Raw genomic sequence first — 20,769 nt, 5'->3', positions numbered from 1 at the left:
TGTGGATTTGCGGAGTGACTTGGTATTGCTACCGCATCTTAGCTAGTCCTTTAGAATTATTGTCTTAATTTTGGTTGCAATTTATAAAAATTTATCTGAGCTAACCGATGGAAAAGGTCAAAGCCAAGAAACACTTGGGACAGCATTTTTTGACCGATTTGAGTATTGCGGAGCAAATAGCGCAAGCGGTCAGAGGACATAATGGAGTAAGCAAAGTCCTGGAAATCGGGCCTGGCATGGGGGTGCTTACTGATTTTCTTTTGAAAGGGAATCTGGATTTGTATTTAATCGATATTGACAAAGAATCGGTAGCTTACCTTCATAAGAAATACCCCGAATTGGGAGATAAAATCATCGAGGGGGATTTTCTGAAAATGAGTCTTTCCGAATCATTTGAAGATAAGTTTGCCATCGCAGGTAATTTTCCCTACAACATTTCTTCCCAGATTTTTTTCAAAGTACTTGAGGTGAAAGATCAGGTGACGGAAGTGGTCTGCATGCTACAGAAAGAAGTAGCTGAGCGTATTGCTTCACCTAAGGGAAATAAAGATTACGGAATATTATCGGTGCTGTTGCAGGCATATTATGATATAGAATATTTATTTACCGTGCCTCCGCATGTCTTTGATCCGCCTCCCAAAGTCAATTCGGGAGTAATCAGATTGACACGGAATGCTACAGAACGGTTGGATTGTAATGAAAAACTCTTTAAGCAGGTAGTGAAAGCCGGTTTTGGAAATCGCAGGAAAACACTGCGAAATTGCCTTAAACCCTTTAGTCTTCCTGTTGACTTTAATTCAAATCCTATTTTGGATTTACGTGCTGAGCAATTAGACGTTGCTGATTTTATATTTCTCACCCAAACAATCGAAGCTTCCCGTGGAAATCATTAAGCAGTTTGAACTTTCGAAAGAATACCTAGAAAGTCTCCGTCAGGCGATTGAAGCACAGGATTTGAACTTTATTCAGGAGTCGCTGGATGGGGTGAATGTGGCGGATATCGCAGCCCTGCTCGATGAGCTTTCTATGGAGGAAGCTATCTATGTTTTGCGGGTGGTTGACGCGCAGTTGGCAGCGGATATTATCATTGAATTGGAAGCTACCAAGCAGCACAGAGTTCTAAAGGAACTTGACATCCAAGAAATGGCTAATTTGATTGAGTTGATGGATTCCGATGATGGGGCGGATATACTCAATCTTTTTTTGGAAAGAGAGCGGGAGGATATCATCAGCCATTTTCAGGATAAGGTTAAGTCTGACCAGATTCTCGAACTCCTACGCTACGATGAAGATACTGCGGGCGGGATTATGGCTAAGGAATACATCCGTGCCAATAAGAACTGGAATGTGGTACAGACAATCAATGAGATCCGTCGGCAGGCAGAAAATGTAAATAAGATTTTTTCCATTTTCGTGGTGAACAACCGACAGCAATTATTGGGATTGGTGTCTCTAAAACGGATTATCCTGGCATCTGAAGACACGAAGATTGAAGATATCTATGAGGAGGAAGTAATCTCAGTGCCTACCCACATGGATCAGGAGGAAGTCGCCGAAATCATGCGGAAGTACGATCTGGAATCCGTACCGGTAATCAACGCAAAAAATAAACTGGTGGGAAGAATCACCGTCGATGATATCCTGGATGTGATCAGGGAGGAAGCTGAGGAAGACATGCAGGCGATGACGGGTATCTCTGATACAGTAGATGAATATGATAGTGTCATCAAGCTTTCTAAAGCGAGACTTCCCTGGTTGTTAATTGGGATTTGTGGGGGATTATTGGGAGCGGGATTTATAGGTTTCTTCGAAGCGGGCCTAAGCAAGGTGACCGCCCTGGCGTTTTTTATCCCGCTGATCACCGCCACAGGAGGCAATGTAGGGATTCAATCTTCCTCATTGGTAGTACAGTCTCTGGCGAACAAGTCCATCTTTGACGATTCACTGGGTAAACGCTTTTTTAAAGTACTGTTGGTAGCCATTTTGAACGGTTTAATACTGGCAATTTTCGTATTTGCTGTAGTGGTGTTGATTTACCATAATGAGGTTGCATTCGCTTTGGTGGTATCCATAGCTTTATTTTCTGTGGTATTGCTTTCCTCATTTATGGGAACTATCACACCTATTGTTTTGGATAAATTTGGCGTGAATCCCGCTTTGGCTTCGGGGCCGTTTATCACCACCGCAAATGACCTGATAGGCCTTGCTGTTTACTTTTTGATTGCCATGTCTTTATTAAATATTTAATTCCTTCAAAAAAATGAAGATTCTTATAATTGACGAAATGCACGAAAGTATTATGCCCATGTTGCAGAAGGAAGGGCATGAAGTCATTTACTCACCTGAAATCACCCGTGATGAAATTCTGGACACGGTAGCGGAATTTGATGGGCTTATTATCCGGTCAAAGACTCCGATGGACCGGGCTCTCCTAGAGCAGGCTACCAACCTTAAATTTATCGGTAGAGCCGGAGCCGGACTGGACAAGATTGATTTGGGTTATTTGGCTGAAAAGGACATTAAGCTTTTTCATGCTGCCAAAGGAAATCGGGATGCAGTGGCTGAGCATGCCATTGGGATGCTTTTGGCATTATTCAATAATGTGGGAAAAGCCGATCAGGAAGTTCGAAAGGGAATTTGGGATCGTGAAGGCAATCGTGGGCATGAGTTGGCGGGCAAAACCGTCGGTATCATGGGATATGGCAACATGGGCAAATCCTTTGCGCGCCGTCTCCAGGGGTTTAAGGTTGATATTCTCGCTTACGATAAATATAAGATGGATTTTGGCGATGATTTGGTGAGGGAAGTAATGTGGGAGAAACTGAAAGCCGAAGCGGATATTTTGAGTATTCACGTGCCACTGACATCTGAGACAAGGGATTTTTTCACAATGAAAGAGCTTAAAAGCTTCGCCAAGCCCTTTTGGCTGATCAACACGGCTAGGGGAGAAGTGATAAGCTTCAAGACTTTAAATAAAGCTTTGGATGAAGGTATTTTGCGCGGAGCATTACTGGATGTGTTGGAAAATGAAAAATTCCAAAAATTCAGCCCTGAACAAAAGTCCGAATTTGAAAAACTTGCTGCCCGGGATAATGTGTTGTTTAGTCCTCATGTGGCAGGGTGGACATATGAGTCTTATGAGAAAATCAACAAGGTTTTGGCAAAAAGGATCAAAAAGGCATTTAAATAAATAGGTATATCCGCTTTTCTACCACTAAAGAAATTAAAGCATCAAAGGATTTGGTGAACTTTATCATTCAAGGCCACTTCGGCCTGCCTACCGGCAAAGGCAGGTCATCCGTCATCGGCCTGCCTCGCCTTGGCGGGTCTTCTAGCCAAGAAAACAAAGAAAATACGACTACTGGCATCATTGCGGATAATCATATAAATAAATGTCTTTTTAAATATTTATTTAAAGCATAGACTGAAGGAAGTCCGCATAATGGGAAATATATAGATCATAGTGAGGACTTTATGGGTTCGTGTTAGAGAATATTTATTTTCGACCTATTTATTTCAATCAAAAAAAATGTTTTTTGGAGGTGTAATGACAACAGTGTTTTTCTAATGAATATTATAGATATAGTAAGAATTATTCTGAAAATGGGTAAGGAATGACAGTTTTTTCGCCTATTTATTCTGGGTTTGATATTGATGTGTTTTTTTCTTGAGAGCTGGATGATCTTTTTTGCTCATAGGATTTCTGAATTGGGCAGAATTTTGAATATATTTTCTTGAAAGCGCATAATTCTCTTTTTCAAAAGGAGGAATTTGAAAACTTAAACCAACCATGAAAACTAACTCGATAATTTTCCTTGTTCTAATAGCTCTACTGTCATTCTCCTGTGGAGAAAAGTCTGACAAAGCTTATGAAGAAAGTGTAGAAGCCCAAAATGAAATGAGTGGTCCCCTGCACGATTCAGATACCAACATTGTGAGACGTGACGGCACTTTAATGCCGGAAGCAATAGATCAGTCCGGCACTGACGATCTTCCATCCCCTGTGCTTGAAGCAATAGATATGGACAATGCGCTATCAACTGATAAAATCACCGATAAAAAGGTTTTTGAAGAAAATGGGATTACCTATTATGAACTAAGTTTCGAAACTGAGGATAGAGAATCCCTGACCATCGTTTATGACGATCAAGGGAAAGTGAAATCTACTGATTGAAGATGAGATAGAGTAAGCGATGATGCCTCCCTTGACCGGCAATTGACTACCAAAGGTTTACTTGGATTTAAAGAGCAATTTCGTAAAGAAAAAAGCCTAGCGGTAAACCCTAAATAGATTCTACAGCTACTAATGTATGTAGGATGCACTAAAGTCACCGTCGCGAGGAGGCGCCATCGTTTTTATCTTTGAGAGCCAATGGAAGCCACCGAATCATTTGACTTTTTTGACACCAAACGGCTGCTGATCGGGGAAGATATCCCTTATGTATTTTTGGCAGAGGTGGTTCTTCGGACCACGATAATGTTTTTTGTCGTCCTTTTGATATTGAGACTTTCCGGGAAGCGGGGGATCAAGCAGCTATCTGTATTTGAACTGGCAATAATTATATCTCTCGGCTCTGCCGCAGGCGATCCTATGTTTTATGAAGATGTAGCCTTACTGCCTGCTATTTTAGTTTTTGTGATAGTCATCAGTCTGTACAAACTGATCACCTATCTGGCTGGCAGATTTGAGAAAATAGAGCGATTTGTAGAAGGAAAACCTGTCAAGTTGATAGAGAGCGGTAAAATCATTTTAGCTTCTATCCATGAAGAATCCTTGGCGTATGATGAATTGTTTTCCCAGCTTCGACAACAACGCGTTTCTCACCTTGGACAAGTGAAATCCGCTTATTTGGAAACTTCGGGGGATTTAAGTGTATTTTATTTTCCTGACGAAGATGTAATGCCGGGTTTGCCTATTTTACCTGATGTGTATGCTTTTCCCTGTAAAGAATTTGAACCCGGAAATAACTATTGTTGTACGCACTGTGGAGAATTGAAGCTTGAAGGAGAACGGGTAGAGCCCTGTGAAATTTGTGGTGAAAATGAATGGCTCTTGGCCAGTGAAGAGCGAAGGTTAAACTGAGTTGACAAAAGTAGAATAATGGATGTGGAATAGTTCGTGGTTAAATCAGTTGTTCTAAAAATTTGACAGAAATGCCTATCCGGTATCCAAAGAGTAAAAATGGAGAAGGAGAAAGAAATTCCGGCTTTGGTTTGTTTCAAAGCTTTGTTATCTTTGTAGTTCAAATAATATTATTGTTTAATAGAGCTTCTGGTGCATCTTAATGTGTCATTTTTAAGACTTTTTCGACTGTTTCATTACATTTAGTATTACATTTGATCCATAAGGAATCAGAAACAAAATGTAATACCATATGAAGACTATCTTTTTCATTTCAAAAGCAAAAGCAGGGGTAAATGAACCCAATTCAATCAACCTCAGATTCTACCTGAAATCATTGAAAAAATACAAGGTAAAAGGTATTGGCATTTCCTGTAGTAAATCCCAATGGAATCAGGAAGAGCAAAAGGTGAAAAGGTCTAATAGTTACTATCAGAAATATAACAACCGTTTAAATTTCATTGAAAACGAACTTACCAAAATTGAGGAAAAAAGAGAGGTAACAGCAGCTGATATTGATAATGTGGTTAAAGCTTCAATAAAAAATGTAGATGTATCTCAGATAATTGGTGAATCTCAAATAGTAGATCAATCTGAAAATCTGGTAATGTTATTAAAATTAAAACTTAAAGATGCAAATATTAAAAAGCTTGCAAATACCACTTTAATTATATTAAATACTGCAATCAACAAAATAGAGAAATTTGAAAAATATTCTGAATATATAATAACTACAGATAAATTAAGTAATAATATTGATCAGATACAAGATGATTTAGTTAACTGGTGTAGAAACATTGAAGAGAATAAAGATTCTAGTATTTCAACTTTCTTTGATGTATTAAATACCTCAATAAAGAATTTTAATAAATTTAACAAACGTAAGTTACCAACTTTCACCCAAAAAGATAATAAGTACAAAAGAGAAGAAAAGGAAATTATTTATTTAACCAAAGATGAATTATCAAACCTTTATAAATTTGTATATGCACCTACTGAGAAAATGCAGGAAATACCAAGACCAAAGGATAATGAAATTGATTATATTAAATATTTTCTGTTTCGTTGCTTTTGCGGTATGAGAATTTCAGAAATGAATAATAATAATATAAATCCTCAAAGGCTAAATCCTTTTACAAAAGAATTAGAAACGAAAAGCACATTAACTAAAAATGATAATTCATATAATTATTTTGCAATTAAAAATAATAAAATTGTAAGTGTTCCATATATCGGTACTTACCTTTATGATATAGCAAGTGATTTACAATGGAATTTTCCAGATATAACAAATAGAAGTACATCTATTTGTTATATGGCAAAGGAAAAAAAAGTAGTAGGCGAAACATTAAAAAAAATATATGGTAATAGTATCAGAAAAATTACCTTTGTTGAAAATAAGAAATTTACTTACAAAGATTTATCCAAATGTATAAGTTCACATACAGCCCGTAAAAGTTTTGCTTATATAATCTACAATGTAAATCGAGATTTGTTACAAGTTAAAAATTGTTTAGGCCATTCGAGTATTGAGGTAACAATGAAATATTTAGGAATTGAATATGATAATAAATCAATTGAATCTTTTAGATTGGATATGTAGATTATAATTATTTGAATTGCTTTGAACCTATCAATTAGTTTTGATAGGTTTTTTTATGTTTAATTTTTAGTGATTGATAAATATTGAAATTATATTTGTATTTATAATAAAATAAATATGAATGCTGAAGTATATAATTATGTAAAAGAACAAACCAAAAAGATTAAGAATAAAGAAATGATTGATGATACTATACAAGATGTTGCATTAGTCTTGATTGAAAAAGGATTAATTGATTGTGAATTATCCAGTGAATTAAAGAAAGTAATACAAGGCATAATCTGGAATGTAAGCCATTCAAACTTTTCAAATGTTGAAAGAAAGTATCAGCAAATATCAGAAGATTATGATGTGCCAGATCCAACTGATAATAATACCAATACTACATCAAAATTAGAGGCAATATTCCCAAAGCTAAGGCAACATATCATTAATAAGTATATGAGGAAGGGTAAAAACATTACACCCTTTAAATGCTGGTATTTGTTCTATTTGGGCTATTCTCCCAAAGAGATAGCAATAAGACTTAATATAACCAATGAAGAAGCCTCAATCAAAGTCAGGTATATAAGTAAGATAATTAAAACATTAGTATTTGGTGTTAATGGCAAACAACCATTATATCAGTTAAATTATTACTATCAACCTATCAAGCTTTTTGACACCGTAAAGGAAGCCTCTAAAGAGTTAGGATTAAAACCTAATACTATTTATCAATGTTTGAGAAGTAGCGCAACAAGTGTTAAAAGTATTAATTCAGTATTCATTTATAAATCTGAATATGATTCTGGTAGTTATTCAAAAGAAATACCAAAGTATGAAATATATAAAGGTAATGACTTTGTGGATGTTTTCTATTCATTGAACGATACAGCCAAGTATTTTAATTACAGTGTAACTTGGATAAAGAATAAGATTCAAAGGAATGAATATATAAATGGTTATACGGTTAAACATTTTTATTAAAATATTTTTATAATTTAACACATATTGAGTTTTATAAAGTATTTATATTAAATAAATAATATGAATACTGAAATCTATGATTATGTGAAATCCACTTGCTTACTGATAAAAAATAAAATTGATTATGAAGATGTTATACAAGAAGTAATGATTGTACTAATTGAACAAAACAAACACAATGACCAGCTTACAACCATTTTAAAAAATTACATTAAAGGAATCGTTTGGAATTGCAGCACAAGAATATATAATCAATTCAATAAAGATATGGATTGTAATATAAAAAGCTTTGATCATTTGATTGATGATTGTGATTCAGAAAGATTCTATTTGGAAGATACAACAGAATATAAAAGATTAATTACTGATATTAGGTCATATGTTTTTACCAATTATTTTATCAAAAGAAAACACTTGAATAGATGGAGAACATTTTATTTGAGATTGAAAGGCTACAATAGTAAGTACATTGGAACAAGATTAAACATTACACAGCAATCAGCAACGGAGTATTATTATCTGTGTGTGAAAGAAATTAAAGAATATTTAAATTTTAATATAGAATTATGAGAAAGTTTATTTTTTTTTTAGTATTTATAGGTATGATAGGTTGTGTTGATATTTATGATCACACAAGTAATAATTGTGAAAGATTGAATAAAGAATTAAATGAATTGAGATTTAAATATATGTCCTGTCAAACATCAAGTTGTTATAGGGTTTTGGATGATTTGAATTTTTCTCAAAGTTAATTAAATTTTTAGGGGTAGGGGGTCTTTATAATTTATTGATCCTCAGAACATACCGACTACTGGTAGTTGATCTTGTATGCGTGCAAAATTCACTAGTGGGGGGTTGATTGCCAAGTACTTATAATTAAAGTAGAATTTATGGGCAGATCACGCATAGCAGATGAATTAAAAGAAAAGAAGGGGACATTGCAAAAATGCAGAACCAACGCTAATAAACCCCAATTTAACAAAGTTGCATCATTGGATGATATCAAAGTACCAACCCATTTAAATAAATACGGCAAAGTTTTTTTTAAGAAGTTTGCCCAACTATTAATTGAATCTGATGTATTGACCAATTCAGATTTTGAGTCATTGGAAATTTTATCGGCTGAATATGGCAAGTATTTAGAAGCTCAATTTGAGATCAAAAGAAATGGTTACGTTATAACAGGTACAAATAAAAACGGTGCCACTTATCAAATGATTAGCCCTTGGATTAACATTGCCAATAATGCATTTAAAAACTATAGTCAATTAATGAGCAAATTTGGTTTATCACCTTCAGAGCGTTCGAAAATTTCTGTGATGGTAAATGATAATAAAGAACTTAGTACAACATCAATTGAAGACTTTTTGAATTGATAAATCTTTACTTATTGAAAAGTAAGTAATGTATAAGTACACAATTGATTTTTCAAAAATTGATTCCAGTAAGTATTATTTTGATAAAGAAGATGCAAATAAAGCGGTTTTATTTATTGAAACTTTTATCCAACACGTTAAAGGTAAATTGGCTGGTAAGCCATATATATTACAAAATTGGGAAAAGGAATATATCACCAATTTATTTGGATGGAAAAATATTGAGACTGGATTAAGAAAATATAGAGAGTCATTTTTATTCCTGCCAAGAAAGAATTCTAAAACCACCCTATCTTCTGCAATAATGCTTTACCTGCTGATTGTTCAATCCAAGAATGATAGAGGCGGTGAATTTTACATTGGTGCATCAAGTAGAGAACAAGCCAGAATTGCATTTACCATTATGAAATCAATGGTATTGGAAAATAAGCAATTGGCACAATACATAAAGGTTTTCAAAAACTCACTGGAATTTGATAAAACCAATTCATTCCTAAAGGTTGTTTCCTCAGAATCTGGAAACTTACACGGTGCATCTTTATCAGGCTGTTTGATTGATGAATTCCACGCCCATAAAGACAGGGACTTGTATGATGTTTTTAAGACTTCTATGGGAGCCAGAGAACAACCGCTACTGATTACCATTACCACGGCTGGTAGTGACAGGAATTCCGCTTGTTATGAGTTGTACGACTATGCAAAGAAAATAATTGATGGGGTTATAGAAGATGATAATTTCTTACCATTTGTTTTTGAGGGTGAAGATTTCGATGATCTTAAAAAGCTATTCCACATTGACAATATCAAAAGGGCAAATCCTGGCTTTGGTGTCAGCATTCGAGAGGATGCCATTTTGGAGGAAATAACCAAAGCACGGTCAATGCCTACCTTTTTGAATTCCTTCAAACAATTGCATTTGAATATTTGGGTGGATAGCACAATGGCTTGGATAACCAATAGTGATTGGATGCTGAATAAGTCTGATTATTCAGAGGATGATTTATTGGGGCAAGAATGTTGGGCAGGATTGGATTTAGCAAACAATAGGGATTTAAACGCCCTTGTATTGGTTTTTCCGCAACCTGACAAGACATTTAAGGTTTTAACCTATTCATTTTTGCCAATGGAGGCTGCCGAAAGAAAGGATAATATTTCTGCTGGTAGGGCTTTTCTTGGTTGGGCGTTGAATACCAATAACCATTTGTATTTGACCGCCAATAGGTCAAGGGATGATGATTTTCTTTTTGAGAAGATCAAAGAACTATCAGAAAAATTCATAATCAAAAATATTGGCTATGACCGTTGGGGTGCTGATCAACTGGTTGCAAGGGTTCAGAATGAATTGGGTTTAAAATTCACTGGGTTTGGACAGGGTTATAAATCAATGTCACCTGCCATCAAAAAAGTAGAATCATTGATTGTTGAAAAGAAATTGATTCACAATAATAATCCTGTGCTGAAATGGTGTCTCTCAAATGTGAGATTAACCAAAGATCCTGCTGGAAATATCAAAGTTGATAAGGAAAAAGCGAAAGATAAAATTGATGCTATTGTTGCAATGATTATTGCATTGGGGCAATATTTTATTGATGAGGTTGAAGAATTGGAGAATCAAAGCAATAGTAAAAGTGTATATGAAGACAGAGGTTTTTTCTTTGTGTAATTATTGATAAATCTTTACTTATAGTTAAAGAATTTCAATGTATGGTTATGCAAATGGTACTGATTTAGTCAAGGCAATTTTTAAGAATGTAGATAATGAATGGGTTGTAAAAATACTTTTCCCATTATTCACAATAATTGATTTAGTGTTTAATTTTTTATTTCAATCAGTTGGGGCGATTTATTTTTTAATTATCCTTTATGTAGTTGACTTTTTAACAGGGGTCTTAAAGTCAATAATGTTTTCCTTGAAAATAAGAAAATTAAATAAACTAGGTCTTCCAGTTTCAAAGGAATTAGAAGATAAAAAACTGGTGTCTAAAAAGTTTCCTAGATTTTTATTGACAATGTTATCTGCTTTATTGCTTTTGTCATTGGTTAAGTTTGCTGGGATTTACTCAATTATTTTTGTGCCTTTATACTCTATTTTTTATAGTACTTTTCTTGGACAGCAATTAATTTCCATAACTGAAAATCTCCACGCAATGGATTTAGTGCCATATAAATTTATAGCCGTAATCAAAAGAAAAATTACTGACTATAATAGTCAGCCAAAGAAATAAATATTTTTTAAATGTTGATGTTAACAAGATATTTTGAACAATCAGAATTTACATGTAAATGCGGATGTGAATTTCCATATGAATTAACCGATAACGTTTATAATCTTGCAGTTAATTTAGAGATAATTAGAAATTATATTAATTCACCCATCATAGTCAATAGTGGATATCGATGCAAAAAACATAATGCTAATGAAGGTGGTAAGTCCAAATCAAAGCATTTAATCGCAATTGCTGCCGATATCAAAGTAAAAGGTTTAACACCAAAACAATTAGCCTCAGTCATTAAGAAATTGATGGATGAGGGAAAAATTAAAGCTGGTGGATTGAAAGCATATAGAACGTTTGTTCATTATGATATTAGGGGTAATTATGTGACTTGGTAATTTTGTTGATTATTTTTTAATTATCAATAAAATATATGATTAATCAACTTAGAAGTATTTTTGGGTTACCTAGTTTGATTGTACCAAACGTAATTTCGATTGATAGTTTACCTAATTCAATTGCTGTAAATAGCAATTCAGCACTATCTATTTCAAGCTTTTATCAGGGTGTTAATGTGATAGCTAATTCAGTTGCATCAATGCCATTAAAGATTTATCAGAATAAAAAAGTTTATAAAGAACATCCAGCTTATTTTTTATTGAAAGAACGGCCAAATTTTTATCAATCTTCTTTTGAATGGTTAAATACAATGTTATTCATAATGCTGATTAAAGGCAATTCATTTAGCAAGATTGTTAGAGATAGTGCAGGAAATCCAGTTGATTTAAAAATCATTTCATTTACCTATGTAGAAGCAATATTTTTTAATGAAAAACTATATTTCAAATTTGATGGTGATGAAGGAAAGGTTATTGAAAACGATGATTTAATCCATTTCAAAAATATTGGTTCTGGGTTTTTGGGTATTGATCCGATTAACAATTTTAGAAAGAATCTTGAAATCAATTTGAATTCAGTGGATTACACCAATAAAATATATAATGGTGAAGGTGGATCAATTAGGGGTACTATCCAATATGACAAAGAATTAAATGATAAGCAGAGGGATAGATTAAGAGGTGAATTGACTAACAATTTTAGCGGTCAAAATGGTAAAAGAATTCTATTCTTGGAAGATGGGATGAAACTAAATCAAATAGAACTTGATCCAAGTCAAACAAAATTCTTGGAATCGAGACGATTTGAGAAAGAAGAAATTTGTTCTATGCTTAATTTGCCTTTGTTTATTCTTAATGCTGAAGTTAGTTCAACAAATCAAAATATTGAGTTCAATAATATTAGATTCTATCAAATAACATTGTTGCCATTGATTACAAAAATAGAATCCGAATTGAAATTTAAATTATTCAGCAAAAAAGAAATCATTGATGGGGTTTATCCAAAGTTCTCAATTGATGGAGTATTAAGAGGTGACAGTAAAGCAAGAGGCGAATTATATAAATCTTTATTCTATTTAGGTGCAATCAGTCCTGAAGAAATTAGAGAGCTTGAAGATATGCCAGAAGAAATTAATGGGGATACCTATATCCAAGCCAATTTGATTCCCAAATCAATTGTTAATAGGTTCTGGGATTCAAAAGCAAAATTAGACTATTCCAAGAGTGATTTAAATGAAGTAGAGTTACAAAATTTTAATACTAATGAATAAAGAAATAAGAATTTTTTCAAGTCCTGAATTTAGGGCTTATGAAGATGGTGATGATAAATACATTGAAGGTTATGCATTGACCTATAATAATGAATCCAAGAATCTTGGAGGATTTGTTGAAATTATAGATAATAATTCTATTAATGAAAATACTGATATATCTGATGTGATGTGTTTATTCAATCATAAAGATGAATATATTTTGGCAAGGAATACCAGCAAGACACTTGAAATAATCAATGATGAAAAAGGATTGTATTATAAGGCAAAATTGGATATGAATATTACTTATCACAAAGATTTATATTTATCAATTCAAAGAGGTGATATAAATAAATCTTCTTTTGCATTTTATTTGCCACAGGATGGAAGTGGTGAAAAATGGGAAAAGATAGGTGATAAATATATTAGAAGAATAACCCAGTTTCGAATCATATCGGATGTTAGCCCAGTTTCAAATGCTGCCTATCAAAATACAACTTCAATGGTAAGATCATTTGAAGAAGTAAAAAAGGAATTGGAAGAGGAAATTGTGGCTGAAAGTAAAGAGGAAGTTAAAGAAAATAATGTTAATGAATATATGCATAAGTATATCACATTGATCAAATAAATTTATTGATACTTTTTTAATTATATAAAATTAAATTATTGATTTTAAAATTTTTAAATATATATGAAAAAATCCGTAGAGTTAAGAAAAAAACTTAATGACTTAGAGAAAGAAATAAAAAGTGTTTTGGATTCTGCTAAGGCTGAAAATAGAAGCTTAAATGAAGCCGAACAAACAAATTTCAATACCAAGTTTGATGAAGCTGAAGGTTTGAAAACTGAAATTACAAATGCTGAAAGAGTTGAAGAGTTTGAAGCTAGAATGGCTGCTAATCAAGGTGTAAATGTTCCTAATGTAGTAACTAGATCAACTGAGAAATATTCTTTGATGGGTCACATTGATGCAATTAAAAGAGGTAAAGTAACTGGTGTATTTGCTGAAGCTCAGGCAGAAGGTGAAAGACAGCTTACAGAAGCTGGTATTGCCATCAATTCTAATGCTGCTTATATACCTTCTAATTATCGTTCATTCTCAGTGACTGGTGATTCTGGGGCTAAAGGTGGAAATCTTGTTGAAACTAATAAGGGTTCTATTATCGAAGCATTATATGAAGGTTCATTACTTGATAAAGTTGGGGCGACCAAAATGTTATCTTTAGTTGGGAATGTTGATTTGCCTAAACTGGGTCGTGTGGTAAGTACGTGGGTTGGTGAGAATGCAACTGTATCTGATTCTGATGCAAACATTGGTCAAATAGAACTTAGGCCAAATCGTTTGGCAACCAGATTGCCTATAAGTAACCAATTGTTAATCCAATCAAGTCAATCTGTAGAAGCTTCATTGAGAAAAGAGATTGAGAGATCAATACAAAAAGAATTGGATGAAAAATTTATAGCAAATCTTTTAGCTGCTACTGATACACAAGCTGTTATTAATGGTACTAATGGTCTAGCATTGACAGTTGAACAGGTTCAAAAGTTTGTGGAATTAGCAGGTAAAGCTGAAGTGGATATTGAATTTGCTAAGTATTTAATTAATTATGATGTGTGGTCTAGTCTTAAAGCTTTGCCAAAGGCAGTTGGAAGTGACAAATTCATTTTAGAAAATGGATTAATAGATAATATGCCATTTGTACTATCAAACAGAGTTCCAAGCAACCTTGAAAAGGGCACCTCTGGTGAAACTCTTAGCGCAATGTTCTATGGTGATTTCAGTTCTACAATCGTTGCTGGGTGGGGTTCCGCCATTGAAATCCTGGTAGATCCATTTAGTAATGCTGCTAAAGGGGAAACAGTATTGAACATTGGTACATATTGGGATATCAAAGATAAACACTACGAAGGTAAGGTTGTATCTAAGGATATTGTAGCCTAATAGTATTTATATTAAAATTGAAAGACTATCATTTAATGGTAGTCTTTTTTATTGATTATTTTTTAATTATTAAAAATATGAAGTATAAAATTCAAATAATTCAGCCATTTAAACATTCAGGTTATTTTCCAAACCATATTGAAATAGTCAATGAAGAAGTATTGGAATTGATAAGAATGAATAACAAAATAATTGTTATGGAATTGATTGAAGAAACTAATGATGATCAATCAAAAATTACTCAAACACCCAAACAGGGTAGAGGCAGGAAGTCAACCAAAAGCAAATGATTGCAAAAGTAATTAAGAAGTCAACCCAAACAATAATAAATTTATCAGAAGCAAAAGACCATTTGAGAATATTGCATAATTATGAAGATTTATATATTAATACTTTGCTGTCAGTTGTTACTGATTCAATTGAAAATGAACTGGATAGGGATTTGGTAGATACCACCTATCAATTTGCAATATTTGATAAACTGGTAGAAAATGAAAATATATTATTTCCCAATGCGCCAATTTATAATGTTACTGATGTAAAGTTTTTCAATGATCAAACTGAAATTGATTCTAGTGAATTTGAGTTTTCATTTTCGGATGAATATATAAAGTTTAGTCTTTTACCTTCTGATTATACCCATCTTCAAATTACCTATAAAAAAGGTATAGAAGATTCTGATGATTTACCAGAGGCAATTAAACAGGCTGCTAAAATTATGTTGACTGACTTATATCAATTTAGAGGTACTTTGGTAATAGGTAAATCAGTGGTTAACCTTCATAAGGTGGTACAGAGATTATTGCAACCTTATAAAAATGTTTCATTCTTATAGTTATGTTACACTTAGAAGATGCAAGGCATTTAGTAGAGATTCACCAGCCAATAATTGAAAAGGATTCAGTAGGTCAAGAAAAAGAAACATTTACCTTATATCAAAAATTCTGGGCTTCAAAATATGAGTGGCAAAACAGAGAACAATATGAAGGAAAGAATTTGATTGATTCCAATGTTTGGGTATTCAAGATTTATTATGATGTTAATATTACAAGCAATCATATTATCATTTTTGATAGTCGGATTTTCCAGATTCGAGGAATAAAGGAGATTGGATATAAAGAGGCATTGGAAATTACAGCACAATATAAATCCAATAAGTAATGGCTTCAAACCGTGTTACCGTTTCACTCGATGCAAAGAAGTTATTGGAGAAACTGAGAAAGTTACCAGACGAAACACAGGACAAAGTAATTAAGAAAGCTGTTAGAAAAGGTGCCAATATAATCAGGGCTGATGCAAGGAAAAATGTACCTGTTGATTCTGGGTATATGAAAAAGAAAATTCAGATAAGACAGGCAAAGAAAAGAAGCTTAGCAGGACAGTTTGTAATGATTGTAAATGTCAATTCCAATGCCCACCATTTGATTGAACTGGGTACAAAGGACAGGGAACCAACAAAGCATAAGTTTCTATCATTCGAGACCAAAGACGGTAAAATTATTTTTGTTAAAAAGGTGAAAGGCATTAAAGCCAATCCTTTTTTGGGCAATGCCTATGATTCCAATAAGGATAATGTGTTTAAAACATTTATAGCTGAATTGGATAAAATAATAAAGAGTTTAAAAATATGAGTGTAGAAGAAGTTATTTATGATGTATTATCAAATGATGTAAATGTTACCAATATTTTTGGATCAAATATTTTTCCTTTATCTGCAAAGAAATCAAAGTTACCTGCTTTGATGTATCGGATTTTTATTACTGATACCAATGAGACAAAATTAACCCCATCATTGAAAGATTTTTATATTCTGAGATTGCATATATTTTCTGAAGATTATATGGATGTAATCAATGCTGTTAAACACCTTAGAAATTTATTGGACTTTAAGGAATTTTCTGATGATGAAGATAATGTGGTGATTGATCTAATTAAGTTTGAATCATTTACAGATGAATATGAAGAAAAACCAGAATTGTTTAATAGAGTGATGGACTTTAGTATGCACATATTCAATTGATAGATTTTTAATTATATAAAATTAAATTAAGACTTTTTATAAATTTTATATAATATGACAAATCAAGATTCAAATAAAATATTAATCAAATTCAAAGAAATTGATGATGTTGGTACACCTGTTGTTTTAGCGGGTCAAACTTCTGCTTCATTGGATTTAACTAAGGAAATGATTGAATACACTTCCAAAACTACTACTGAGGGTGGAATTCCTGTAAGAAAATATTTACCTACTAGATCAACCGCAACTATTAATGTTGAAGCCTTATATGATCCGACTGGTGCAATGACTATTGCAGAGGTATTGGAAATTGTGTATAACGGTACCAAAGTTGATTTTGTCTTGGGTGATGATTCAGCAAGTAACACTGTAATAAGTGGAGAGGGTTATTTTTCTGCTGGTTCTCATTCTTATGATATGGATTCAGTTGCCACAGGTTCATTTACTATTCAAGTTGATGGTGGTCTATCATTCGATACAGTATCCTAATTTTTTATACTTATTTTTTACGGTGCTGGTAAAGGGGGCTTAACGCCCCTTTTTTTATTGATTAAAATTTAATTATAACAAAATAAGTTAAAGTTATGATCGAATATTTAGAAATCAATGAAAAGAAAATTCCTGTTAGAATTAACAGAAGGGTAATTATCAAATTTGAAAAAATGTTTAAAACTGGTTTACAGGATTTAGCAAAGATTGATACTGATGGATTATCCCATCTATTATATTTTGGTGTATGTGAAGGATATTCATTTTTGAATGAAAAAAATCAATATGTTAAATATGAAGATTTTGAAAAAGAATTGGATGAATTATCAATCAATGAGTTTTTCAAGATTGCCACTGATACTATTGGTAGTTTTTTTTCAGACGGGAAGAAGTAAGTTCTTCCCATAATGATATTGATGAAGATGATATTAATGGAAGTGATAGGAGTTTGATTATAGCTTTTGAAGCTGGATTAGGATTGAATGATTTTTATCAATTAACCCCAAAAGAATTTGGTGATTTTATTACTGGTTATAATAATAGAAATAAAAAACAATATGAGTTGGCCAGATTCATATCCTATTTTTCAATTAAGCCACATTTGGAAAAATCATCTCAAAGTAAATCTATGGATATACTAATTCCTTTTGGGTGGGAAAAGGATGAAAATAAAATTAGAGTTAAAAAACTGTCTGCTGATGAATTCAATGATTTAAGAAAGAAGTGGAAGTTTTAAAGAGTATATATTTTTTAATCTATAATGAGTAATTACACTGGAAAGATTAATGTCTTAATAGGTGGTGAAGCTTCAGCATTTTATAATGCTATTGGAGGTGTACAAAAGAAGCTTAACGGCTTTGCCAAAAACCTTGATCAGATATCAAAGAATATATCAACCAAAGTAAGTTTACCATTAACAATTTTAGGCGGTATTGCTACTAATGTAACCGCAACTTTTTCTGATTCGATGCTGAAGGTTAAAGCATTAACCAGTGCCACAGATTCAGAATTTTCAAAGCTATCAGACACAGCAAAAACATTAGGTATAAACACAAAATTTTCTGCTTCACAAGTAGGGGATGCAATGACCTATATGGGATTAGCTGGTTGGTCAACCCAACAAATTCTTTCTGGTGTTGATGGGGTTCTTTCTTTGGCTGCTGCTAGTGGCGAAGACTTAGCCCGTGTTTCTGATATCCTTACAGATGGATTAAGTGCCTTCGGAAAAGAAGCTGGTTATTCTGGTAGGATGGCAGACATTCTAGCACAAGCCAGTGCAAAAAGTAATACCACTGTTGGATTATTGGGTGAAGCGTTCAAGTATGTTGCACCATTAGCAGGGGCATTAAAATTTGAAGTTGAAGATGTTGGTTTGGCATTGGGTATTATGGCTAATGCTGGTATAAAAGGGAGTCAGGCAGGTACAGCATTAAGAGCAACATTATCAAGATTGGTAAAGCCTACCAAGGAATCAGAACAGGCAATGAATGCTTTAAACTTCACTGCAATAAATGCTGATGGAAGCATAAAACCTTTGGCTCAAATCATTGAAGAATTAAGGGAGAAATTCAAAAATCTTGCACCTGCTGAACAGGCTGCAAATGCTGGAATGTTGGCAGGACAGGAAGCAATGTCAGGATTTTTGGCATTAATCAATGCTTCAGATTCTGATTTTGAAAACCTTCAAACCAATTTGCTTAACTCTGAAGGTGCTGCAATGAAGATGGCCGAAACTATGGAAGGTGGTTTGGGTGGTGCTATAAGGAGAATGAGAAGTTCAATTGAGGGAATATTAATAACCATAGGTGAACAACTTACCCCATACATTGAAAAAGCTTCTGCATGGGTTAATGCCTTTTCCAATGCATTCAATAATCTTAATCCTTTTGTTCTAAAAATTGGAGTGGCATTGGGTGTTGTTTTGGCGGTTATACCTCCATTGATTGTTGCCTTTGGTCAAATCATAGGGATAGTAACAAGCTCTATGAAATCAATTCAAACCTTACTGCCTTTATTGGGCGGTATATCTGCACCCGTGCTTGCAATTGCTGCTGCTGTTGGTGCTGCTGTTGCCTTGATCATCTATTATTGGGATGATATCAAAGCGTATTTTACAAGTGGTGAAGGAACGGTATTTTTAGATTCCTTGAAGGAATTATGGAATACAGTAATGGACTCCATAATGGGTGAAGTGAAAAAGCTTGTAACCGTTACCAAGGAACTATGGGCGAAATATGGCAAAGATATTATTGAAGTTTTTAATTCTCTATTAAATGTTGTAGGCACTCAGATAGGAAATATTGTAAAAGTAATAAGCCTTGGAATCAGATTTATAACCACCAATATCCAGGTATTTTTAAAATTGATTCAGGGCGATTTTAAAGGGGCTTTTGGGGTCATAAAAGATTTTGTGGTGGATGTGTTCAAAACCATTGGAACGGTTGTAATTAACTCGTTTAAATCGGTTCTGGGAGTAGCACAGACCATAGCAGATAAATTGGGATTTGATACCATATCCAATGGCATTGATAATGCTATCCAAAGACTTGATTTGTTTAACTCCAAATTGGAGAAAACCAAAAAAGTTAATGATTCTATTGTTGATCAGACATTTACTCCTTTAGAAACTAAAGAATTACCAGCAACAAATACAACCACTGAAGAAGGTACAACACCAAATGGAGGTGGATTGAATAGGGCGGTATCAATGATCAAATTTGTTAAAAAAGAATTTGATATAACTTCTTCATTTGCAGGAAGTAAGATTGATGAACTGACTAATAAGGGAATCCAGCTAAAGGAAAGATGGAAAGCCATTGCAATTGATTTATCTGAAGGTTTTAACCAAATTATAAATGATGGGTTGGCAAATGGTTTAGAATCGTTTGGGGATGCTCTGGGAAATGTACTTGCAGGTTCTGAAAATGTAAGTTCATTGGGTATCTCTATATTATCAACTTTGGCTGATACTATGTCACAATTGGGTAAAATGGCAATTGGTGCAGGTATAGCCATACTAGGAATAAAAACGGCCTTGGAATCCCTGAATCCAATAGCTGCAATAGCTGGTGGTATTGCATTGGTTGCCTTATCGGCAGCGGTTAAATCAGGACTATCAAATATGAGTAGTAATTATGGTGGTGCAAGGGCTGAAGGTGGTAAAGTTGATGTGGGTAGTGCATACCTAGTTGGTGAGAGAGGCAGAGAGTTATTTGTGCCTAATCAATCGGGAAATATTATTAGTAGTAATGATCTTGCTTTTGGTGGGTCTAATCAATCGGTTATACTTGATGGTAAATTTAGGATAGAAGGAAGTGATTTAGTTTACTTAGTCAATAAAGAGAATAACAGAAGGGGACGTATTTAGTATTGATTATTTTTTAATTA

Annotated in this window: 24 protein-coding genes; all 24 read left to right on the top strand. The window is 33.5% G+C overall.

Going from position 1 to position 20,769, the window contains the following annotated elements:
- The first annotated feature begins 107 nt into the window (after positions 1 to 107).
- The 24 genes from rsmA (at position 108) to J2X69_RS14570 (ending at position 20,749) form a co-directional block, all read left to right on the top strand.
- Positions 108 to 893: a 16S rRNA (adenine(1518)-N(6)/adenine(1519)-N(6))-dimethyltransferase RsmA gene (gene rsmA, locus J2X69_RS14685; RefSeq protein WP_310104714.1), complete on the top strand. Its 786-nt coding sequence runs from the start codon at positions 108 to 110 to the stop codon at positions 891 to 893.
- Positions 880 to 2,247 carry a magnesium transporter gene (mgtE, locus tag J2X69_RS14680; RefSeq protein WP_310104710.1) on the top strand — a complete coding sequence of 456 codons (1,368 nt, stop codon included), beginning with the start codon at positions 880 to 882 and terminating at the stop codon, positions 2,245 to 2,247. Before rsmA ends, mgtE begins: the two co-directional genes overlap by 14 nt.
- A gap of 13 nt (positions 2,248 to 2,260) precedes the next feature.
- Positions 2,261 to 3,190 carry a 2-hydroxyacid dehydrogenase gene (locus J2X69_RS14675; protein WP_310104707.1) on the top strand — a complete coding sequence of 310 codons (930 nt, stop codon included), beginning with the start codon at positions 2,261 to 2,263 and terminating at the stop codon, positions 3,188 to 3,190.
- Positions 3,191 to 3,790: 600 nt separating this feature from the next.
- The gene (locus J2X69_RS14670) at positions 3,791 to 4,174 is read left to right on the top strand and encodes a hypothetical protein (RefSeq protein WP_310104705.1); all 384 of its coding nucleotides are present in this window, start codon (positions 3,791 to 3,793) and stop codon (positions 4,172 to 4,174) included.
- Between the two features lie 198 nt (positions 4,175 to 4,372).
- Positions 4,373 to 5,083, top strand: a complete 711-nt coding sequence (locus tag J2X69_RS14665) for a DUF421 domain-containing protein (protein ID WP_310104703.1) — start codon at positions 4,373 to 4,375, stop codon at positions 5,081 to 5,083.
- A gap of 292 nt (positions 5,084 to 5,375) precedes the next feature.
- Positions 5,376 to 6,725: a tyrosine-type recombinase/integrase gene (locus tag J2X69_RS14660; protein WP_310104701.1), complete on the top strand. Its 1,350-nt coding sequence runs from the start codon at positions 5,376 to 5,378 to the stop codon at positions 6,723 to 6,725.
- Positions 6,726 to 6,842: 117 nt separating this feature from the next.
- Positions 6,843 to 7,691, top strand: coding sequence for an NUMOD1 domain-containing DNA-binding protein (locus J2X69_RS14655; protein ID WP_310104700.1), 849 nt, complete (start codon positions 6,843 to 6,845; stop codon positions 7,689 to 7,691).
- A 60-nt stretch (positions 7,692 to 7,751) separates the two neighbouring features.
- Positions 7,752 to 8,261: a hypothetical protein gene (locus tag J2X69_RS14650; RefSeq protein WP_310104697.1), complete on the top strand. Its 510-nt coding sequence runs from the start codon at positions 7,752 to 7,754 to the stop codon at positions 8,259 to 8,261.
- Positions 8,262 to 8,581: 320 nt separating this feature from the next.
- Positions 8,582 to 9,067 (top strand): phage terminase small subunit P27 family, encoded by a 486-nt coding sequence (locus J2X69_RS14645; RefSeq protein ID WP_310104694.1) that lies wholly within the window; start codon positions 8,582 to 8,584, stop codon positions 9,065 to 9,067.
- 28 nt (positions 9,068 to 9,095) lie between these two features.
- The gene (locus tag J2X69_RS14640; RefSeq protein WP_310104691.1) at positions 9,096 to 10,730 is read left to right on the top strand and encodes a terminase TerL endonuclease subunit; all 1,635 of its coding nucleotides are present in this window, start codon (positions 9,096 to 9,098) and stop codon (positions 10,728 to 10,730) included.
- A gap of 37 nt (positions 10,731 to 10,767) precedes the next feature.
- Positions 10,768 to 11,292 carry a phage holin family protein gene (locus J2X69_RS14635; protein WP_310104690.1) on the top strand — a complete coding sequence of 175 codons (525 nt, stop codon included), beginning with the start codon at positions 10,768 to 10,770 and terminating at the stop codon, positions 11,290 to 11,292.
- Positions 11,293 to 11,303: 11 nt separating this feature from the next.
- Positions 11,304 to 11,678: a D-Ala-D-Ala carboxypeptidase family metallohydrolase gene (locus tag J2X69_RS14630; RefSeq protein WP_310104688.1), complete on the top strand. Its 375-nt coding sequence runs from the start codon at positions 11,304 to 11,306 to the stop codon at positions 11,676 to 11,678.
- Positions 11,679 to 11,713: 35 nt separating this feature from the next.
- Positions 11,714 to 12,949: a phage portal protein gene (locus J2X69_RS14625; RefSeq protein ID WP_310104686.1), complete on the top strand. Its 1,236-nt coding sequence runs from the start codon at positions 11,714 to 11,716 to the stop codon at positions 12,947 to 12,949.
- Positions 12,942 to 13,559: an HK97 family phage prohead protease gene (locus J2X69_RS14620; RefSeq protein ID WP_310104685.1), complete on the top strand. Its 618-nt coding sequence runs from the start codon at positions 12,942 to 12,944 to the stop codon at positions 13,557 to 13,559. Before J2X69_RS14625 ends, J2X69_RS14620 begins: the two co-directional genes overlap by 8 nt.
- A gap of 63 nt (positions 13,560 to 13,622) precedes the next feature.
- Positions 13,623 to 14,873: a phage major capsid protein gene (locus tag J2X69_RS14615; RefSeq protein ID WP_310104681.1), complete on the top strand. Its 1,251-nt coding sequence runs from the start codon at positions 13,623 to 13,625 to the stop codon at positions 14,871 to 14,873.
- A gap of 77 nt (positions 14,874 to 14,950) precedes the next feature.
- Positions 14,951 to 15,163, top strand: coding sequence for a hypothetical protein (locus J2X69_RS14610; RefSeq protein ID WP_310104679.1), 213 nt, complete (start codon positions 14,951 to 14,953; stop codon positions 15,161 to 15,163).
- Positions 15,160 to 15,708: a head-tail connector protein gene (locus J2X69_RS14605; protein ID WP_310104676.1), complete on the top strand. Its 549-nt coding sequence runs from the start codon at positions 15,160 to 15,162 to the stop codon at positions 15,706 to 15,708. Before J2X69_RS14610 ends, J2X69_RS14605 begins: the two co-directional genes overlap by 4 nt.
- A gap of 2 nt (positions 15,709 to 15,710) precedes the next feature.
- Positions 15,711 to 16,034, top strand: coding sequence for a head-tail adaptor protein (locus J2X69_RS14600; RefSeq protein WP_310104674.1), 324 nt, complete (start codon positions 15,711 to 15,713; stop codon positions 16,032 to 16,034).
- Complete coding sequence (locus J2X69_RS14595; RefSeq protein ID WP_310104672.1) at positions 16,034 to 16,504, top strand: HK97-gp10 family putative phage morphogenesis protein; 471 nt, start codon at positions 16,034 to 16,036, stop codon at positions 16,502 to 16,504. The genes J2X69_RS14600 and J2X69_RS14595 overlap by 1 nt, the downstream gene beginning before the upstream one ends.
- Positions 16,501 to 16,893 (top strand): hypothetical protein, encoded by a 393-nt coding sequence (locus tag J2X69_RS14590; RefSeq protein WP_310104669.1) that lies wholly within the window; start codon positions 16,501 to 16,503, stop codon positions 16,891 to 16,893. Before J2X69_RS14595 ends, J2X69_RS14590 begins: the two co-directional genes overlap by 4 nt.
- Before the next feature lie 54 nt (positions 16,894 to 16,947).
- The gene (locus J2X69_RS14585) at positions 16,948 to 17,382 is read left to right on the top strand and encodes a phage tail tube protein (protein WP_310104663.1); all 435 of its coding nucleotides are present in this window, start codon (positions 16,948 to 16,950) and stop codon (positions 17,380 to 17,382) included.
- A gap of 95 nt (positions 17,383 to 17,477) precedes the next feature.
- A complete protein-coding gene (locus tag J2X69_RS14580; RefSeq protein WP_310104658.1) occupies positions 17,478 to 17,777 on the top strand; it encodes a hypothetical protein in 300 nt (99 codons plus the stop codon).
- Positions 17,778 to 17,830: 53 nt separating this feature from the next.
- Positions 17,831 to 18,118, top strand: a complete 288-nt coding sequence (locus J2X69_RS14575) for a hypothetical protein (RefSeq protein ID WP_310104655.1) — start codon at positions 17,831 to 17,833, stop codon at positions 18,116 to 18,118.
- Positions 18,119 to 18,142: 24 nt separating this feature from the next.
- A complete protein-coding gene (locus J2X69_RS14570) occupies positions 18,143 to 20,749 on the top strand; it encodes a phage tail tape measure protein (protein WP_310104653.1) in 2,607 nt (868 codons plus the stop codon).
- The last annotated feature ends 20 nt before the right edge of the window (positions 20,750 to 20,769 follow it).

The sequence above is a fragment of the Algoriphagus sp. 4150 genome, from assembly GCF_031457395.1.
Classification (GTDB): domain Bacteria; phylum Bacteroidota; class Bacteroidia; order Cytophagales; family Cyclobacteriaceae; genus Algoriphagus.
The sequence above is the reverse complement of the archived record's forward strand: the minus strand, read 5'-3'. Positions and strand labels throughout refer to the sequence as shown.

Bases quoted from the DNA above. Each gene is read 5' to 3' on its own strand.
- J2X69_RS14650 (WP_310104697.1), top strand. From the start codon at position 7,752: ATGAATACTGAAATCTATGATTATGTGAAATCCACTTGCTTACTGATA.
- J2X69_RS14670 (WP_310104705.1), top strand. From the start codon at position 3,791: ATGAAAACTAACTCGATAATTTTCCTTGTTCTAATAGCTCTACTGTCA.
- J2X69_RS14675 (WP_310104707.1), top strand. From the start codon at position 2,261: ATGAAGATTCTTATAATTGACGAAATGCACGAAAGTATTATGCCCATG.
- J2X69_RS14620 (WP_310104685.1), top strand. From the start codon at position 12,942: ATGAATAAAGAAATAAGAATTTTTTCAAGTCCTGAATTTAGGGCTTAT.
- J2X69_RS14660 (WP_310104701.1), top strand. From the start codon at position 5,376: ATGAAGACTATCTTTTTCATTTCAAAAGCAAAAGCAGGGGTAAATGAA.
- J2X69_RS14595 (WP_310104672.1), top strand. From the start codon at position 16,034: ATGGCTTCAAACCGTGTTACCGTTTCACTCGATGCAAAGAAGTTATTG.
- J2X69_RS14645 (WP_310104694.1), top strand. From the start codon at position 8,582: ATGGGCAGATCACGCATAGCAGATGAATTAAAAGAAAAGAAGGGGACA.
- J2X69_RS14630 (WP_310104688.1), top strand. From the start codon at position 11,304: ATGTTGATGTTAACAAGATATTTTGAACAATCAGAATTTACATGTAAA.
- J2X69_RS14625 (WP_310104686.1), top strand. From the start codon at position 11,714: ATGATTAATCAACTTAGAAGTATTTTTGGGTTACCTAGTTTGATTGTA.
- J2X69_RS14605 (WP_310104676.1), top strand. From the start codon at position 15,160: ATGATTGCAAAAGTAATTAAGAAGTCAACCCAAACAATAATAAATTTA.
- J2X69_RS14590 (WP_310104669.1), top strand. From the start codon at position 16,501: ATGAGTGTAGAAGAAGTTATTTATGATGTATTATCAAATGATGTAAAT.
- J2X69_RS14585 (WP_310104663.1), top strand. From the start codon at position 16,948: ATGACAAATCAAGATTCAAATAAAATATTAATCAAATTCAAAGAAATT.
- J2X69_RS14635 (WP_310104690.1), top strand. From the start codon at position 10,768: ATGTATGGTTATGCAAATGGTACTGATTTAGTCAAGGCAATTTTTAAG.
- J2X69_RS14655 (WP_310104700.1), top strand. From the start codon at position 6,843: ATGAATGCTGAAGTATATAATTATGTAAAAGAACAAACCAAAAAGATT.
- J2X69_RS14600 (WP_310104674.1), top strand. From the start codon at position 15,711: ATGTTACACTTAGAAGATGCAAGGCATTTAGTAGAGATTCACCAGCCA.
- J2X69_RS14615 (WP_310104681.1), top strand. From the start codon at position 13,623: ATGAAAAAATCCGTAGAGTTAAGAAAAAAACTTAATGACTTAGAGAAA.
- J2X69_RS14580 (WP_310104658.1), top strand. From the start codon at position 17,478: ATGATCGAATATTTAGAAATCAATGAAAAGAAAATTCCTGTTAGAATT.
- J2X69_RS14610 (WP_310104679.1), top strand. From the start codon at position 14,951: ATGAAGTATAAAATTCAAATAATTCAGCCATTTAAACATTCAGGTTAT.
- J2X69_RS14640 (WP_310104691.1), top strand. From the start codon at position 9,096: ATGTATAAGTACACAATTGATTTTTCAAAAATTGATTCCAGTAAGTAT.
- rsmA (WP_310104714.1), top strand. From the start codon at position 108: ATGGAAAAGGTCAAAGCCAAGAAACACTTGGGACAGCATTTTTTGACC.
- J2X69_RS14570 (WP_310104653.1), top strand. From the start codon at position 18,143: ATGAGTAATTACACTGGAAAGATTAATGTCTTAATAGGTGGTGAAGCT.
- J2X69_RS14665 (WP_310104703.1), top strand. From the start codon at position 4,373: ATGGAAGCCACCGAATCATTTGACTTTTTTGACACCAAACGGCTGCTG.